Source organism: Nonomuraea turkmeniaca, assembly GCF_005889735.1.
Taxonomy (GTDB): Bacteria; Actinomycetota; Actinomycetes; order Streptosporangiales; family Streptosporangiaceae; genus Nonomuraea; species Nonomuraea turkmeniaca.
Genome location: NZ_VCKY01000074.1, coordinates 25,498 through 42,394 on the forward strand (window position 1 = coordinate 25,498; position 16,897 = coordinate 42,394).

A 16,897-nucleotide genomic window follows, 5' to 3' on the forward strand; every position below is an offset into this window, starting at 1 on the left:
GCCAGCATCTTAGCGAGGCCGACACGACACGCCCTCAGGAGAAGCGGCTCCGTGAAGCACGGTCGGGACTATGATGTTGGAAATTGAAGCGGCTCCGGTGTGCGGCTGCTGCTGGGCAAAGTGTTCCGGAGGTGCGCATGCTGGTGTCGCGGTGGGCCCAGGAGACGTTCGGGCAGCGTGCGCCGGTGATCAGACAGGGGATCGCCGAGGCGTTGTCGGTCGCGCTGGACAACGCCCGCGACGCGCAGACGGCGGCGCAGACCGACCACACGCATCCGTTCGGGTTCACGCTCATGTCACGCAAGTTCGAGGCGCTGGCCGAGGCGTTCGAGGACATGGGCGACGTGCGGATCGTCAAGCCCGCAGGGTCGGCGCACGAGCTGGTGGTGCTGGACGGCAAGCTGCTGTTCCCGTTCCGCTACGCCAAGGACCGTTCGGTGAGCGTGATGAGCGCGCGGATCGGCGAGGGCCGGCCGTCGGCGCTGGTCCAGGCGCTCTTCAACCGGTTCGGGCCCGAGCCGGTGATGCGGCAGCTCGCGCTGGCCGACGTGGCGCCGCACGCGGTGCCGGTGGCCGAGGCGCTCGGCGACCTGCCCGGGGACACCAGCCTGGTGCTGATCGCGTACGCCTGCAACGCGCACGCCGGGCTGCTGGACGCCTGGTGGGGCGAGGCCGAGCTGCTGGACCGCACCGGGAGCCTGCGCTGGCACCACTGCGAGGAGATCCCGCTGGCCAGGGACGCCGGCGCTGAGCAGACCGCGCTGCCCGGGGCCGCGTTCGACCAGGGCGCCCTGCCGACGCCGGCGCTCAACCCCCGGGTGGCGCACACGATCAGGGCAGAAGCCGCGAGCGGTGAATAGTCTCCGACCTGGGGCCCCGACCCCGCAGGCCGTCGCCGACGCGTTCGACGCCACCCGCCTCACGCAAGCCCGTCACCTCGCCGCGCTGACCAAGAAGGAGGTCGCCGAGCACCTCGGTGTCTCCCCGGCCGCGGTCGGCCAGTACGAGGCAGGCGTCACCCGGCCGCGCCCCGATCTGATCCCGCTGCTGGCCGAGGTGCTCGGGGTGCCGACGGCGTTCTTCCTGTCGGGGCGGCCCCACGGCAAGCTCGACGGCTCCATGGCGCATTTCCGCAGCCTGCGCTCCACCCGCGCCTACCAGCGGGCCAAGGCCGTCGCCTTCGTCGAGCAGGTGTGGGAGCTGACCTACGCGCTGGAGAAACGCATCCAGCTGCCCGCCGTGGACCTGCCCGGGTTCGCGGGCGGCGAGATGCACTCGGCGCTGCCCCGCGACCCGGCCGGCGCGGCCCGTGCGCTGCGTGCCCACTGGGGGCTGGGCACCGGCCCGATCAGCCACCTCGTACGCCGCATGGAAGCGCACGGCATCGTCGTCGCCTTCCCCCGCCACGACCCGGACGCCGTCACCGTCGACGCCTTCTCCACCTCCAGCCTGCCCAGGCCGATCGTCGTGCTGACCCCCAACAGGTTCGACGACATCTACCGCCACCGCTTCACCGCCGCACACGAGCTGGGCCACCTCGTCCTCCACGGCGACACCGCCGCCGGGGACACCCACCAGGAGCGCGAGGCCGACGCGTTCGCCGCCGAGTTCCTGACCCCGCGCGAGAGCATCCTGCCCCAGCTGCCGCTCCGCGCCGACCTGCGCAAGCTCGCGGAGCTGCGGCGGACGTGGGGCGTGTCGGTCGACTCCCTGCTCTACCGGTGCAGAGAGACCGGGCTGATCTCCGATTCGGCCGCGAGCCGCGCCTACCAGCGTCTGGCCGCGCTACGGGACCAGCCGGGCTTCACCAACGAGCCCGTCTCCGGCTACCCGGGCGAGCAGCCCGTCCTGCTGGCCCACGCCTTCGACCTGGCCACCCGGGAGACCGGGCTGACCGCCGCCACCCTGGCCCAGGAGCTGGCCTGGCCCATCGCCCGCGTACGTGAGCTCATCGGCCTGCCCGACCAGCGCCCGTCGCTGAGGCTCGTCCTGTAGCTAGCAGAGGTCGCTCTTGCCCCGGCGGCGGCGAGTCCTCGCATGGCAGGGTGTCAAGGAGTGAAAAATGTCTTCGCAAAGATCTCGCCAGCGAAGGAAAATGTTGAGACGCTGAATCGCGCCACAGCGCCCCCAGCCCTGAGGAGTGGTTCATGCGCAGACTACTGGCGATCGCCATGCTCGCCGTCTTGCCCTTAACGAACGCCACCGCCGCCCGTGCCCAGGAGCCCGCCGACCGGCAGCAGGCCTTCGCCGCCGCCGCCGAGGAGTTCCAGGTGCCGGAGAGCGTGCTGCTCGGCGTCTCCTACCTGGAGTCCCGCTGGGATGCCCACGCCGGGCAACCGTCCAGCGACGCCGGATTCGGCCCCATGCACTTGACCGACGCGGCCGCGTACACCGCGTCCAACCATCACAGCGAGGGCGAGGAGGACGCTCGTGGCGACGAGAGCAGGCCGCTGCCCGCGCCACCTGAGCCGCAGCCCGCGCCCGCCGACATCCCCGCCGCACTGCGCACCATGGAGCGGGCGGCCGAGCTGACCGGCGAGAGCCACGAGCGGCTGCGTACGGACGACGCCGCCAACATCCGAGGCGGCGCCGCGCTGCTGGCCGACTACCAGAAGGCGCTCGGCGCGCCGCTGAGCGACGACCCGGGCGAATGGTACGGCGCCGTGGCCAGGTACTCGGGCGCCGAGGAGGCCGCCGCCGCCAAGTTCTTCGCCGACGAGGTCTTCAGCACGATCAAGGACGGCGCCGAGCGGACCACCGACGACGGCGAGCGGGTCCGGCTGGCTGCCGTGCCCGGCCTCGAGAAGATCGAGAAGTGGCTGGAGAAGCTCGGCCTGCGCCCGACTCGCCCTGACGGCGTCGAGTGTCCCGCCTCGGTCTCCTGTGAGTGGATTCCGGCGGCTTACCAGCAGTTGCCCAACAACGGATACGGGCACTACGACCTGGCGAACCGGCCGTTCAGCCAGAAGATCGACTACATCATCATTCACGACATGGAGGGATATTTCCTGCCGTCCATCCGCCTCAACCAGGACCCGAACTACCGCGCGAGCTGGCAGTACTCCATCCGCTCCACCGACGGCCACATCGCCCAGCACATCAAGAGCAAGGACGTCGCCTGGCAGGCCGGCAACTGGTACATCAACGCCAAGTCCATCGGCATCGAGCACGAGGGTTTCCTGGCCGAGGGCAGCACCTGGTACACCGAGGCGATGTACCGCTCCTCCGCCCGCCTGGTCCGGTACCTGGCACTCCGGCACGGCGTGCCGCTGGACCGCGCCCACATCCTGGGCCACGACAACGTGCCCGGCACGCTGCCGACGACGGTCCGGCAGATGCACGAGGACCCGGGGCCCTTCTGGGACTGGGCGCACTACTTCCAGCTGATGGGGGCGCCGCTGCACCAGTTCGGCGGGCCGCAGGCCGGATCGATCATGATCAGGCCGGACTTCGCCACGAACAAGCCCTACTTCTACGGTTGCGACCGCAAGAACCCGTCAGCGGCCTGCCCGCCGCTGCCCGCCGGCACCGTCTGGCTGCGGACCGAGCCGCGTGCCGACGCGCCGCTGGTCAAGGACATCGGCAAGCACCCCACCGGCGAGTCCCTCTACAGCGTGTACGACCACAGTGCCCGCGCCAGCACCGGCCAGCGCTTCGCGGTGGCCGACCGCCAGGGCGACTGGACGGCGATCTGGTACCTCGGCCAGAAGGCGTGGTTCCACAACCCGGCCGCCGCGCCGACCGCCATCCCGTCCATGGGCCTGGTCGTCACCCCGAAGCCGGGCAAGGCGACCGTCCCGGTGTACGGCAGGGCGTACCCGGAGCAGGAGGCGTACCCGGAGGGCATCCCCTACCAGGCGGTGACCCCGCTGCAGTACACGTTCTCGGCGGGCGAGAAGTACACGCTCGCGGGACTGGCGGCCACCGAGTACTACCGGGCGGTCACCTTCAACCTGGAGGACCACAAGGTGGTGCGCGGCAAGACCAAGTACCTGCAGATCCAGTTCGGCCACCGCGTGATGTTCGTCAAGGCTGACGACGTGCAGGTGAGTTTCTCCGGGTGAACTCCTTGACGGCGCGCCTGGTGCTCGCGAGCGCCTCCTGAGAGGAGTCGTACGTGCGCTGGGCGACGCCGACGAACACGCAGTCGACGACGAGGAGCTGGCTGATCCGGCTGGCCAGGGCGCCGGGGCGGAACTCCGTCTCGCGCCCGGCGGAGATCAGCACGTGTTCGGCCAGCTCCGCGATGGACGAGCGCGGGTTGTTGGTGATCGCGACCGTGGTCGCGCCCGCCTCCTTCGCCCGCGACAGCGGCTCGATCACGTCGGGGGTCTCCCCCGACGTGCTGATCCCGATGGCCACGTCGCCCTCTCTGAGCAGGACGGCGCTGGTCAGCGCCAGGTGCGCGTCCTGGAAGGCGTGGCTGGACAGGCCGATGCGCAGCAGCTTCTGCGCCACGTCCTCGGCCACCAGCCCGGAGGCGCCGACTCCGTACGCGTCGATCCGCCGGGCCGCGACGATGGCGTCCACGACCAGGCCGAGCCGCTCCGAGGTCAGCTGGGCCACCGTGTCGTTGATCGCCTCGGACTCGGCCCGCGCGACCTTCTGGATCACCTCCGACAGCGGGTCGTCCGGGGCCAGGTCGCCGGGCACCAGCCGGTCCGGCTGCGCGGCGGCGGCCGCCAGGGCCAGGCGCAACTGCGGATAGCCGGCGAACCCGAGCAGCCGGGCCGTCCGCACGATCGTGGCCTCGCTGGTGCCCGAGGCGGCGGAGAGCTCCGTGATGGTGCTCCTGGCCACCGTGGCCGGGTCTTCCAGGATGAGCCGGGCGACGGTCTGGGCGGCCGGCGTCAAGGACGGCAGCACACCGCGAACCGTGGCCACCAGAGTGTCGGCCCGCAGGCCGTTGCCGCTGTCGTCCACGGTCCCGATTATCCCCCCTGGGGCGAATGGCCGAGCCGGGCCCGAAATGCTGCGACAGGGCGTGATTAACGCAACGTGCCGTTCGTCATGCCCACCGGCTCCTCGGGCACGGCGATCAGCCCCAACTCAGCGGGGGTCGCGAGGAGCGGGTGGTACGGGACGACCCGGACGGTGTACCCGAAGGCACCCGTGCGGTCGAGCGGCACCGTGCCCGTGTAGTGCGCCTTCCCGTCGTCGTCCACCGACCCCACGGTCAGCTTCGCGTACGAGGGATGCATCAGCTCGTCGTGCGGCCCGACCTTGCCATAGGCCGCCTCGACCAGCACGTCGCCGGGCTCCAGGTCACCGAGCGCGATCGTGGCGTGCAGCTCGACGGTGGCACCGACCTCAGGCGTGTCCCCCACGCCCAGCGCCTCCGCGTGCTCCACCCGGATGCCGGGCCACGCCCTGGTGACCCGGACCCGCCAGGCGGCGAACGCCTTCGCCGGCGCGTACGAATCCGCCGACAGCTCCCTGGCGGCCTTCGCGGCCGGGGTGTACAGGTCCACGACGTAGTCCCTGAGCATGCGCCCGGCGAGCACCTTGGGCCCGAGCGAGGCCAGCGTGTGCTTGACCATCTCCATCCAGCGCCGCGGCAGCCCGTCGGTGGGGCGGTCGTAGAACCGGTCGGACACCTCGTGCTCGATCTGGTCGTACAGGGCGGCGGCTTCGAGCTCGTCACGCCGCTCCGCATCGCCCACGCCGTCGGCGGTGGGGATGGCCCAGCCGTTGGTGCCGTCGTACCACTCGTCCCACCAGCCGTCGCGGATCGACAGGTTGAGCCCGCCGTTCAGCGCGGACTTCATGCCGGAGGTGCCGGACGCCTCCAAGGGCCGCAGCGGGTTGTTCAGCCACACGTCGCAGCCCTGGACCATGAGCTGGCCCAGCGTCATGTCGTAGTCGGGCAGGAACACGATCCGGTGCCTGACGCGCGGCTGGTCGGCGAACTTGACGATCTGCTGGATCAGCTTCTTGCCGCCCTCGTCGGCCGGGTGGGCCTTGCCGGCGATCACGATCTGGACCGGCTTCTCCGGGTCGAGCAGGAGCTCGGCCAGCCGTTGCGGGTCGCGCAGCATGAGCGTGAGCCGCTTGTACGACGGAACGCGCCGGGCGAAGCCGATCGTCAGCACCTCGGGGTCGAGCGCGTCGTCGATCCACCCCAGCTCGGCGTCGGAGGCGCCGCGCTCGCGCCAGGCCTTGCGCAGGCGTACCCGGGCGCCCTCGACCAGGCGGCGCCGCAGCGTGCCCCTGATCTTCCAGATGTCGCTGTCGGAGATCTTCTGGATGCCCTCCCAGCCGCGGGCCCGCTCGATCAGCGAGGGCAGCTCGCGGCCGGCCAGCTCCATGAACTCCCGGCCGACCCAGGTCGGCGCGTGCACACCATTGGTGATCGACCCGATCGGGACCTCGTCCACGTCGAATCCCGGCCAGAGATTCTTGAACATCTCCCGGCTGACATGGCCGTGCAGCCGGGACACGCCGTTGACCCGCTGGGCCAGCCGCATGCCCATGACGGCCATGTTGAACCGGCCGGGGTCGGCCTCGGCGCCCAGCGCCAGGATGCGCTCGACGGGCACGGTCGGCCAGGCGGCCGTGCCGCCGAAGTGGCGCTCGATCATGTCCACGGGGAACCGGTCGATGCCCGCGGGCACGGGCGTGTGCGTGGTGAACACCGTCCCCGCCCGCACGGCCTCCAGCGCCTCGTCGAAGGAGAGGCGGGCCTCGGTCAGCTCACGGATGCGCTCCAGGCCGAGGAAGCCGGCGTGGCCCTCGTTGGTGTGGAAGACCTCGGGCTCGGCATGCCCGGTGATGCGGCAGTACGCCCTGATGGCGCGCACACCGCCGACGCCCAGCAGCAGCTCCTGCATGAGCCGGTGGTCGGTGCCGCCGCCGTAGAGGCGGTCGGTGATGTCGCGGGCGGCGTTGTCGTTGTCGGCCACGTCGGAGTCGAGCAGCAGCAGCGGCACCCGGCCCACCTGCGCCACCCACACCTGCGCGTGCAGCACGCGCTCGTCGGGAAGGGAGAGGCGGATCTTGACGGCGGTGCCGTCGGCCTCCTTGAGCAGGCTCAGTGGCAGGCCGCCCGCGTCGAGCGACGGGTAGTGCTCCATCTGCCAGCCCTCGGGCGAGAGCGACTGCGTGAAGTAGCCGTGCCGGTAGAGCAGGCCGACCGCGAGGATCGGCACGCCCAGGTCACTGGCGGCCTTGAGGTGGTCGCCGGCCAGGATGCCGAGACCGCCGGAATACTGGGGCAGCGCGGCCGCGATGCCGTACTCCGGTGAGAAATACGCGATGGTCCGCGCGCCGTCCGGCAGCGTCTGGTACCAGCGCGGCGAGGTCATGTATTCACGCAGGTCATCTGCGGCGTCGGCGAGACGGCGCAGGAAGCGGCGGTCGGCGGCCAGCTCGGTCAGCCTGGCCGGCGTGACGGCCCCGAGGAGGGCCACGGGATCGTGCCCGACCTGCTCCCAGAGATCCGCGTCGACCTCAGCGAAGAGATCCAGTGTCTCCGGGTGCCATGACCAGCGGAGGTTGTGCACGAGCTCGCCGAGGGCGGCCAGCTCCGCAGGCAGGACGGTGCGGACGGTGAACCGGCGGATTGCTCTCACGATGTGCACCCTACGGGCTAGGAGGGACCAGTCAGTCCTTCACCCCCACGAAGGCCGTTCAAACCCCTTCCGGGAACGAGCATGAAGAGGGAGCATTGGGGCAACTTTCCCTATTGTTGGGCTCTCCCGCACCACACTCGGGAGGTCTATCCGCTGCTGTCCACAATTTACGTGCAAGGATCGATCCTGCCGAGGAAAGCCTCCGGCGGCACCGGGTGCGCCGCCGCAAACCCTTGAAATGCGATGATCGGACGAATTCCCATCACGGACATCTCCCCCGTCGTCGACTGCGGGCAGTGGCCCGCCAAGGCGGTCGCCGGCGAGACCTTCAAGGTCTCGGCGACCGTGTTCAGAGAGGGCCACGACGCCGTGGCCGCGGGCGTGGTGCTGACCGCGCCCGACGGGCAGCGTGGTCGCCTGAGACCGATGCGCGAGCTCGCGCCCGGCACCGATCGCTGGGGCGTGGACGTGACTCTGCCCGCGGAGGGCGACTGGCTGTTCCGCGTGGAGGCGTGGAGCGACCCCATCCACACGTGGCTGCACGACGCGGAGATCAAGATTCCGCGCGGCATGGACGTCGATCTCATGTGCGAGGAAGGCGCCAGGCTCTTCGAGCGGGCCGCCAAGGCCGTACGCATGCAGGACTGCCCCAACGGATCCCCCAAGAACGGACAGAGCGGCACGAAAGGCCACAAGACACAGAACGGCAACGGCGAGAGCGCCTGCGGGCACCGGGCGGCGCTGCTCTCGATCTCCGCCACGTTGCGGGACGAGAACCTGGATCCCAGGGCCCGGTTGTCGATCGCGCAGTTGCCGGAGACCGCCGCGCTGCTGGAGGCGCACCCCTACCGCGATCTCGTGACCCGGTCCAAGTCCCACAAGATCAGGGTGGACCGGCGCCGGGCGCTCTACGGCTCGTGGTACGAGTTCTTCCCCCGGTCGGAGGGGGCGATCGTCAGCGACAACGGCATCTCCAAGTCCGGAAATTTCCAGACAGCAGCAAAGAGGCTCCCTGCGGTCGCCAAGATGGGGTTCGACGTCGTTTACCTGCCGCCCGTCCACCCCATCGGCTCCACATTCCGCAAAGGGCGGAACAACACGCTGAGCCCGGAGCCCGACGAGCCGGGCTCGCCCTGGGCGATCGGGTCGGAGGACGGCGGCCACGACGCGATCCACCCGGACCTCGGCACGATCGAGGACTTCGACGAGTTCGTGGCGCACACGCGCGAGCTGGGCATGGAGGTCGCACTGGACCTCGCGCTGCAGTGCTCGCCCGACCACCCGTGGGTCAAGGAGCACCCCGAGTGGTTCACGATCAGGGCCGACGGCACGATCGCGTACGCGGAGAACCCGCCGAAGAAATACCAGGACATCTATCCGATCAACTTCGACAAGGACCCCGAGGGCATCTACGCCGAGGTCAGACGAGTGGTGCGGCACTGGATGAGCCACGGGGTGCGGATCTTCCGGGTGGACAATCCGCACACCAAGCCGGTGGGGTTCTGGGAGCGGCTGCTGGCCGACATCCACACGACGGACCCGGATGTGATCTTCCTGTCGGAGGCGTTCACCCGGCCGGCGATGTTGCGCACGCTGGCCAAGATCGGTTTTCACCAGTCGTACACGTACTACACCTGGAAGAACTCCAAGTACGACGTGGAGACGTACCTCGGGGAGCTCGCCCACGAGACCTCCGCCTACCTGCGGCCGAACCTGTTCGTCAACACGCCGGACATCCTGCACGAATACCTGCAGCACGGCGGGATCCCGGCGTTCAAGATCAGGGCGGTGCTGGCGGCGCTCACGTCGCCGACCTGGGGCGTCTATTCCGGGTACGAACTCGGCGAAAACATCCCGGTTCGCCCAGGCAGTGAGGAATATCTAGATAGCGAGAAATATCAGTACAAGCCCCGCGATTGGATTACCGCTGAGCGGGAAGGGCGGAGCCTGGCTCCCTTCATCACGCACCTGAATTTGTTCCGAAGAGCGCATCCGGCACTGCAGGAATTGCGTAATCTACGGTTCCACAGGGTCGACCAACCGGACATCGTCTGCTTCTCGAAGCGGCTTCCGGGCGCCTATGACACGGCCACACGAAGGCACGGGCTGGGCGACGTCGTTCTGGCGGTGGTCAACCTGGATCCGCACCACACCCACGAGGCAACTGTTGATCTTGACCTGCCCGCGCTCGGCCTCGACTGGAGCGCCGAGTTCGTCGTCGACGACGAGCTATCAGGCGAGTCGTACCGCTGGAGGCAGAACAACTATGTACGCCTCGACCCCCACATCCAGCCTGCCCACATTCTCACCGTCCGAGCCGCGCCACGGTAGAACAGAATTCAGCGGGGAGTCCTCAACGTGTGTGAAAGCGCCTCCCTCATGAGCACTCGGCGAGGGCGCTCATGAGCTCCACACCCATTCCCAACACCTTTGACGAGGAAAAGCCTCGCGATCCGTACTGGTACAAGCGGGCCGTCTTCTACGAGGTGCTCATCAGGGGCTTCGCCGACTCCAACGGCGACGGCACCGGCGACATCCGTGGCCTCATCAACAAGCTCGACTACCTGCAGTGGCTGGGCGTCGACTGCCTCTGGCTGCTGCCGTTGTTCGAGTCACCGCTGCGGGACGGCGGCTACGACATCGCCGACTTCATGAAGATCCTCCCCGAGTTCGGGGACCTGGGCGACTTCGTGCGGCTCGTCGAGGAGGCGCACAAACGCGGCATGCGCGTCATCGCCGACCTGGTCATGAACCACACCAGCGACGCGCACCCGTGGTTCCAGGCTTCCCGGCACGATCCGGAGGGGCCGTTCGGCGACTTCTACGTGTGGTCCGACACCGATGAGAGGTACCAGGACGCCCGGATCATCTTCATCGACACCGAGACGTCCAACTGGACCTACGACCCGGTGCGCGGCCAGTACTACTGGCACCGCTTCTTCCACCACCAGCCGGACCTCAACTACGAGAACCCGGACGTGCAGGAGGCCATGCTGGAGGTGCTGCGGTTCTGGCTGGACCTGGGCATCGACGGGTTCCGGCTGGACGCGGTCCCCTACCTCTTCGAGGAGGAGGGCACCAACTGCGAGAACCTGCCGAGGACGCACGAATACCTCAAGCGCATCCGTACCGAGGTGGACCGGCTCTTCCCGGACCGCGTGCTGCTCGCCGAGGCCAACCAGTGGCCGTCGGACGTGGTGGAGTACTTCGGCGACCCGGTAGGCGGCGGGGACGAGTGCCACATGGCCTTCCACTTCCCGCTGATGCCTCGCATCTTCATGGCGGTACGCCGGGAGTCCCGTTACCCCATTTCCGAAATCTTGGCTCAAACGCCGAAGATTCCTGAGCACTGCCAGTGGGGGATCTTCCTCCGTAACCACGATGAGTTGACGCTCGAGATGGTCACGGACGAGGAACGCGACTACATGTACACCGAGTACGCCAAGGACCCCCGCATGCGGGCGAACGTCGGCATCCGCCGCCGCCTGGCGCCCCTGCTGGAGAACGACCGCAACCAGATCGAGCTGTTCACCGCGCTGCTCCTGTCACTGCCCGGCTCCCCGGTGCTCTACTACGGCGACGAGATCGGCATGGGCGACAACATCTGGCTCGGTGACCGCGACGGCGTGCGCACGCCCATGCAGTGGGACCCGGACCGCAACGCCGGCTTCTCCGACACCGATCCGGGACGGCTCTACCTACCGGTGATCATGGACCCGATCTATGGCTACCAGGCCATCAACGTCGAGGCCCAGCAGAAGAACGCCGGCTCGCTGCTGCACTGGACCAGGCGCATGATCGAGATCCGCAAGCGGCACCCGGTGTTCGGCCTCGGCGAGTACATCGAGCTCAATTCCTCCAACCCGAGCGTGCTCGCGTTCGTCAGGGAGCTGGGTGACGACCGGATGCTCTGCGTGAACAACCTGTCACGCTTCCCGCAACCGGTCGAGCTAGACCTGAGGAGATTCGTCGGCGTCTCCCCCGTGGAAACCATGGGAGGCGTGCCATTTCCGGCAATTGGCGAACTTCCGTATCTTTTGACGCTACCTGGGCATGGGTTCTACTGGTTCACACTCCCGCCGGCCATAACCCAGGAGGAGTAGGACGTGCTTGCTGAGCTCCTTGCCGCATGGATCAGTCGCCAGCGATGGTTCGGCGGCAAGGGGCGCCCGATCGACCAGCTCTCGATCGACTCGGACGTCGAGCTGACGCCCGGACTCAGACACTTGATCGTCGCCGTCTGGCAGGACGACTCGCGCGACCGCTACCAGTTGCTGCTGGGCGAGCGCACGGAGCTGCCCGACCGGCTGAACCACGCCCTGATCGCCACGATCGACGACATCTACCTGTACGACGCCGCACACGACCCCGACCGCACCGGCTGGCTGCTCGAGGGCATGGCCCACGACGAGACCCGCAGCGGTCTGCGCATGCGCCACGTTCCCGGTGTCGAGATCGACACCTCGCCCCGCAGCCTCGTGCTCGGGGCCGAGCAGTCCAACACCTCTCTCGTGTACGGCGACGCCTACATCTGCAAGCTCTTCCGCCGCCTCATCCCCGGGATCAACCCGGAGCTGGAGATCATCACCACCCTGGCGGCCAGGAACGCGCCGCACATCGCGCAGCCGTACGGGTGGATCGAGACCGATCTCGACGGCACGGACACCACGCTGGCGTTCATGCAGGAGTTCCTGTCCAACGCGAACGACGGCTGGGACCTGGCGCTGGCCAGCGTGCGCGACCTGTACGCCTCCATGCCCGAGGTCTCGGCCGCCGAGGCGGGCGGCGACTTCGCGGCCGAGTCGGAGCGGCTGGGCATCGCCACCGCCCGCGTGCACCGCGAGCTGGCCGCCTCCTTCCCCACGGATGTCGTGGAGTCGCACGAGGTCAAGCGCATGGCGGAGGCCTTCAGACGCCGGCTGGGCCGGGCCGTGGCCGAGGTGCCCGAGCTGCGGCAGCATGTGGGCGCCCTTGAGGACGCCTACCACCAGGTGGAGCAGCTCACCAACGAGGTGTTCGTGCAGCGGGTTCACGGCGACTACCACCTGGGCCAGGTCATGCGGACACCGACCGACTGGGTGGTGCTGGACTTCGAGGGCGAGCCCGGTCAACCGCTGGCCGAGCGCAGGGCGCTGTCGTCGCCGCTGCGCGACGTGGCGGGGATGCTGCGCTCGTTCGACTACGCGGCCAGGCACCTGCTGGCCGGCCATCCCGAGGCCGCCGAGCTGGAGCCCAGGGCCCAGGAGTGGGCGGACCGCAACCGGGGCACCTTCCTGGACGGGTACGTGGCCGGCGGCGGCCGGATCAACCGCGGTGACGCGGCGCTGCTGCGGGCGTTCGAGCTGGCGAAGGCGGTGTACGAGGTGGTCTACGAGGCCAGGAACCGGCCCACGTGGCTGCCCATCCCGCTGGCCGCCTTCCGGCCGCGTTAGGCGAGCTCCTCGATCAGGACCGACAGTCCCTCATGGCCGAGGCCCTTGGCCACCCGTTGGTCGATGACGGTCTTCATGGGCAGCAGAAGGTCGGGTTTGACACCCTGCTCGCGGAAGGTGCGGACGAGGTTCTCCAAGCCCGCCTTGTTGATCTCCAGGTTGGACACCTCCGTGCGGTGGTCGCCTGTCTCGATCTTCTCGGCCCAGGCCGACCCGAGGGCGGCCATCGCGTTGAGCCACGGGATCAGCAACGTCGTGGTGAACTCGGTCAACGGGTATTTCGCCGACGTCACCAGGGCCGCGGCCTCCAGGAAACCGGCTATCTGGCCGTACATGCCGGTCAGCATGGCCAGGTCGAGCAGCGGCGCCATGCCCGGGTCCGCCCCCACGTACCTGGGCTCGGCCATGACGGCGAGGGCCTGCTCGTGGCGGTCGAAGGCGTCCTTGGAGCCGCTGTAGAGGATGAGGGCGCCGGGGCCCGCGATCATTTGGGGGACGGCCATGATGCCGCCGTCCAGATAGTCGGCGCCGCGCGCCCATGAGGCGGCCTCCCGCGCCTCGGCCGGCCGGCCCGTGGTGAGGTTCACGACGGTCTTCCCTGCCAGGGAGACCTCCTTGAGGGCCTCGTAGACGGACGGGTAGTCGAGCAGGCAGACGATCACCAGCGGGCTCGCCTCGACGGCCTCCGCCGGGGTGGCGGCGCGGGCCGCGCCCTTGGCGATCAACGGGTCGGCCTTGGCCGGCGTGCGGTTCCACACGGTGACGTGGTGGCCGGCGGCCAGCAGGGCCCGGGCGAGCGCGGAACCCATGAGGCCGAGGCCGAGAACGGTGATGTTGTCAGGCATGCGAAAAGTGTCAGAGCGCGACGTTATGGTCTGATTCGGAATCCGTTACGGGGGGTGGAATGCGGTTCGGGGTGCTGGGACCGCTCACGGTGTGGACGGCGGACGGGGAGCCGGTCCGGGTGGTCGAGACCAAGGTCCGGGCGCTCCTCGCCGACCTGCTGATCCACGCCGGCCGCACGGTCTCCGCCGACCGGCTGATCGAGGACCTGTGGGGCGACCGCCCGCCCGGCAACGCGCCCGCCGCGCTGCGGGTGAAAGCGTCGCAGCTGCGCGGTGTGCTCGGGGATCGCGAGCTGGTGGCGTACCGGGCGCCTGGATACGTGCTGCGCGTGGAGCCGGACGCGGTGGACGCCGGCCGTTTCGAGGCGCTGCTGGCGAACGCACGACGCGCCGATGACCCCCGGGGCCGGGCCGCGTTGCTCCGGGAGGCGCTGGAGCTGTGGCGTGGGGGCGCCTACGCGGAGTTCGCCGACGAGCCGTTCGCGCAGGCCGCCGTGGCGCGGCTGGAGGAGCGGCGGCTGGCGGCCGTGGAGGAGCTGGCGGAGGCGCGACTGGAGCTGGGCGAGCCCGCGCTCGTCGCCGCCGACCTGGGCGAGCTGGTGGCCGCACACCCGCTGCGCGAGCGGCTACGGGCCGTGCACGTGCGGGCGCTCTACCTTGCGGGGCGGCAGAGCGAGGCGCTGGCGGCGTACGAGGATCTAAGGCGCCGGCTGGCCGACGAGCTGGGGCTCGATCCCGGGCCGGAGCTGGCGGCGCTGCGTCAGGCGATCCTGCGCCAGGACCCGGCGCTGGACGTGGCCGCTGTGCGGCCGCGGACCAACCTGCCCGCGCGCCTGAGCGGTCTGGTGGGGCGGGAGGCGGCGGTGGCAGAGGTTCGTGCGCTGCTCCTGGCCAACCGGCTCGTCACGCTCACGGGGCCGGGAGGCGTCGGCAAGACGCGCCTGGCTTTGGCGGCCGCCTCCCAAGGGGCGGGGCTCGGCGGGGCCGCGTGGCTGGTGGAGCTGGCGGCGGTGCGGCCGCACGCGGGGGTCGTCGAGGTGGCGGAGGCGGTCGGCGGCGTTCTGGGGTTGCGGGACGACGTGCCGGGGCCCATGGTCGATCGGCTGGCGGCCGCCCTGGAAGGCAAGGGGACACTGCTCGTCCTCGACAACTGCGAGCACGTCGTCGAGCAGGTCGCCACGCTGACGGCCCGCCTGCTGCGTGCCGCGCCCGAGCTGCGGATCATGGCCACCAGCCAGGAGTCGCTGCGCATCGAGGGCGAGAGGTTGTGGAGCGTGCCGCCGCTGGCGCCGGAGGCGGCGGTGGAGTTGTTCGCGGCGCGGGCGGGGATCGAGCCGGACGCGGACGTGGCGGAGATCTGCGCCAGGCTGGACGGGCTCCCCCTGGCCCTGGAGCTGGCCGCGACCAGGATGCGGGCGCTGACCCCGCGCCAGCTCGCCGACCGCCTGGACGACCGGTTCCGAGTGCTCGCCTCGGGCGCGCGCGACGCCCCGGCCAGGCAGCAGACGTTGCGGGCGATGATCGACTGGAGCTGGGAGCTGCTCTCCCCGGACGAGCGGGTGGTGTTGCGGCGGCTGGCCGTGCACGCCGACGGGTGCACGCTGGAGGCGGCCGAGGAGGTGTGCGCCGAACCGGGCGTGGACGTGCTGGACCTGCTTGCCAGGCTGGTGGACCGGTCGCTGGTGGTGCGGGCCGGCGGGACCCGGTTCCGGCTGCTGGAGTCGGTCGCGGCCTACTGCCAGGAACGCCTGCGGGAGGCGGCCGAGGCCGACCTGATCGCGCTGCGGCACGTCCGCTACTACACGGCCCTGGCCGAGCGGGCGGAGCCGTACCTGCGAGGGCATGAGCAGCAGCGCACGCTCGCGCTGCTCGACGCCGAGGGCGCCAACCTGAGGGTGGCGCTGGAGACGGCGGTCCGGCTCGGCGCGGCCGGCGAGGCGGTGCGGCTGGTGAACGCGATGGCCTGGTACTGGGTGCTGCGCGGCAGGCTCGGCGAGGGCCGGCGGGCGCTGGAGAGCGCCCTGGCCGTAGGCGATGCGGCGGAGACCCGGGTGTGGCTGGCCGGGATGCGGATGCTGGCGGGGCAGCCCGACGCACCGGACACCGCGTTGTTCGAGGCCATCGAGGATCCCCTTGTCAGGGCCAGGGCGAAGTGGTTCACCGGGTTCGCGCTGTACGGGTACGACGATCTGTCGGCGAGCATGAGCCTGGTGCGCCAGGCGTTGGAGGTCTTCAGGGAGCTGGGCGACACGTGGGGCACCGCCGCGGCGCTGAACGTGCTCGCCCGGCACGCCGCCATGCGGGGCGACCTGGAGGCGCTGCGGCGGGACGGCGAGCAGGGGCTGGCGCTGTTCAGGAAGGTCGGCGACCGGTGGGGCGAGATGCGGGCCGCGGAGAACCTCGGCACGCTCGCCGAGATCACCGGCGACTACGGTCAGGCCGCCGCACTGCGCAGGGAGGGCCTGCGGATGGCCGAGGAGCTGGGCCTGTGGAGCTCGGTGCCGGACGCGCTGTCGCGGCTGGGCAGGATCGCCCTGCTGACCGGCGACTACGAGAGTGCCGACGACTACCACGAGCGGGCCAGGCGGCTGGCGGCGGCGCAGTCGAACCGGCCCGCCGAGGAGTTCGCCGAGCTGGGGCTCGCGCTGGTGGCCAGGCGGCGGGGCCGGCTGGAGGAAGCCGAGCGGCGGCTGCGTAAGTGGCTGGACTGGGTCAGGGACGTGGCGGGCGCGGCCGGAGCCGCGTTGATCCTGGCCGAGCTGGGGTTCGCCGCCGAGCAGCGCGGCGATGCGGCGGCCGCGCTGGAGCTTCAGTCGCAGGGCCTCGCCGTGGCCCGCAAGATCGGCGACCCGCGGGCCACGGCGCTGGCGTTGGAGGGCCTGGCAGGCGCACGGGCACTCGCCGGACGGCACGAGGAGGCGGGGGTCCTGCTGGGTCAGGCGGCGGCCCTCAGGTCGTCCGTGGGCGCCCCGCTGCCGGCCGGTGAGCGGGGCGACTGTCTCTTATACAAATCTTCGAGCCCACGAGACCCTAAGACCACGCGTATTCC

At 70.1% G+C, this 16,897-nt stretch carries 10 protein-coding genes; 7 read left to right on the plus strand and 3 right to left on the minus strand.

Annotated elements, in window-relative coordinates:
- Window positions 1-137: 137 nt before the first annotated feature.
- From ETD86_RS22500 to ETD86_RS22510, 3 genes are all read left to right on the plus strand, one after another.
- Window positions 138-860, plus strand: coding sequence for a hypothetical protein (locus ETD86_RS22500; RefSeq protein WP_138668131.1), 723 nt, complete (start codon window positions 138-140; stop codon window positions 858-860).
- The gene (locus tag ETD86_RS22505; protein ID WP_138668132.1) at window positions 853-1,995 is read left to right on the plus strand and encodes a helix-turn-helix domain-containing protein; all 1,143 of its coding nucleotides are present in this window, start codon (window positions 853-855) and stop codon (window positions 1,993-1,995) included. The genes ETD86_RS22500 and ETD86_RS22505 overlap by 8 nt, the downstream gene beginning before the upstream one ends.
- Before the next feature lie 152 nt (window positions 1,996-2,147).
- Window positions 2,148-4,064 carry an N-acetylmuramoyl-L-alanine amidase gene (locus ETD86_RS22510; RefSeq protein ID WP_138668133.1) on the plus strand — a complete coding sequence of 639 codons (1,917 nt, stop codon included), beginning with the start codon at window positions 2,148-2,150 and terminating at the stop codon, window positions 4,062-4,064.
- Here the strand turns inward: ETD86_RS22510 and ETD86_RS22515 are convergent.
- Complete coding sequence (locus tag ETD86_RS22515) at window positions 4,027-4,923, minus strand: MurR/RpiR family transcriptional regulator (protein ID WP_127936130.1); 897 nt, start codon at window positions 4,921-4,923, stop codon at window positions 4,027-4,029. The two genes, ETD86_RS22510 and ETD86_RS22515, sit on opposite strands and share 38 nt — an antisense overlap.
- Window positions 4,924-4,988: 65 nt before the next feature.
- Window positions 4,989-7,571: an alpha-glucan family phosphorylase gene (glgP, locus tag ETD86_RS22520; RefSeq protein ID WP_138668134.1), complete on the minus strand. Its 2,583-nt coding sequence runs from the start codon at window positions 7,569-7,571 to the stop codon at window positions 4,989-4,991.
- Window positions 7,572-7,814: 243 nt separating this feature from the next.
- On the opposite strand from glgP, the gene ETD86_RS22525 reads away from it, so the two are divergent.
- From ETD86_RS22525 to ETD86_RS22535, 3 genes are all read left to right on the plus strand, one after another.
- A complete protein-coding gene (locus ETD86_RS22525) occupies window positions 7,815-9,902 on the plus strand; it encodes an alpha-1,4-glucan--maltose-1-phosphate maltosyltransferase (protein WP_138668135.1) in 2,088 nt (695 codons plus the stop codon).
- 71 nt (window positions 9,903-9,973) lie between these two features.
- Window positions 9,974-11,674 (plus strand): maltose alpha-D-glucosyltransferase, encoded by a 1,701-nt coding sequence (gene treS, locus ETD86_RS22530; RefSeq protein ID WP_138668136.1) that lies wholly within the window; start codon window positions 9,974-9,976, stop codon window positions 11,672-11,674.
- 3 nt (window positions 11,675-11,677) lie between these two features.
- A complete protein-coding gene (locus tag ETD86_RS22535; protein ID WP_138668137.1) occupies window positions 11,678-13,003 on the plus strand; it encodes a maltokinase N-terminal cap-like domain-containing protein in 1,326 nt (441 codons plus the stop codon).
- Here ETD86_RS22535 and ETD86_RS22540 read toward each other — a convergent pair.
- Window positions 13,000-13,848 carry an NAD(P)-dependent oxidoreductase gene (locus tag ETD86_RS22540; protein WP_138668138.1) on the minus strand — a complete coding sequence of 283 codons (849 nt, stop codon included), beginning with the start codon at window positions 13,846-13,848 and terminating at the stop codon, window positions 13,000-13,002. The two genes, ETD86_RS22535 and ETD86_RS22540, sit on opposite strands and share 4 nt — an antisense overlap.
- A 59-nt stretch (window positions 13,849-13,907) precedes the next feature.
- On the opposite strand from ETD86_RS22540, the gene ETD86_RS22545 reads away from it, so the two are divergent.
- Window positions 13,908-16,897, plus strand: a 2,990-nt coding sequence (locus ETD86_RS22545) for an AfsR/SARP family transcriptional regulator (protein ID WP_138668139.1), incomplete at its 3' end; no start/stop codon positions are given.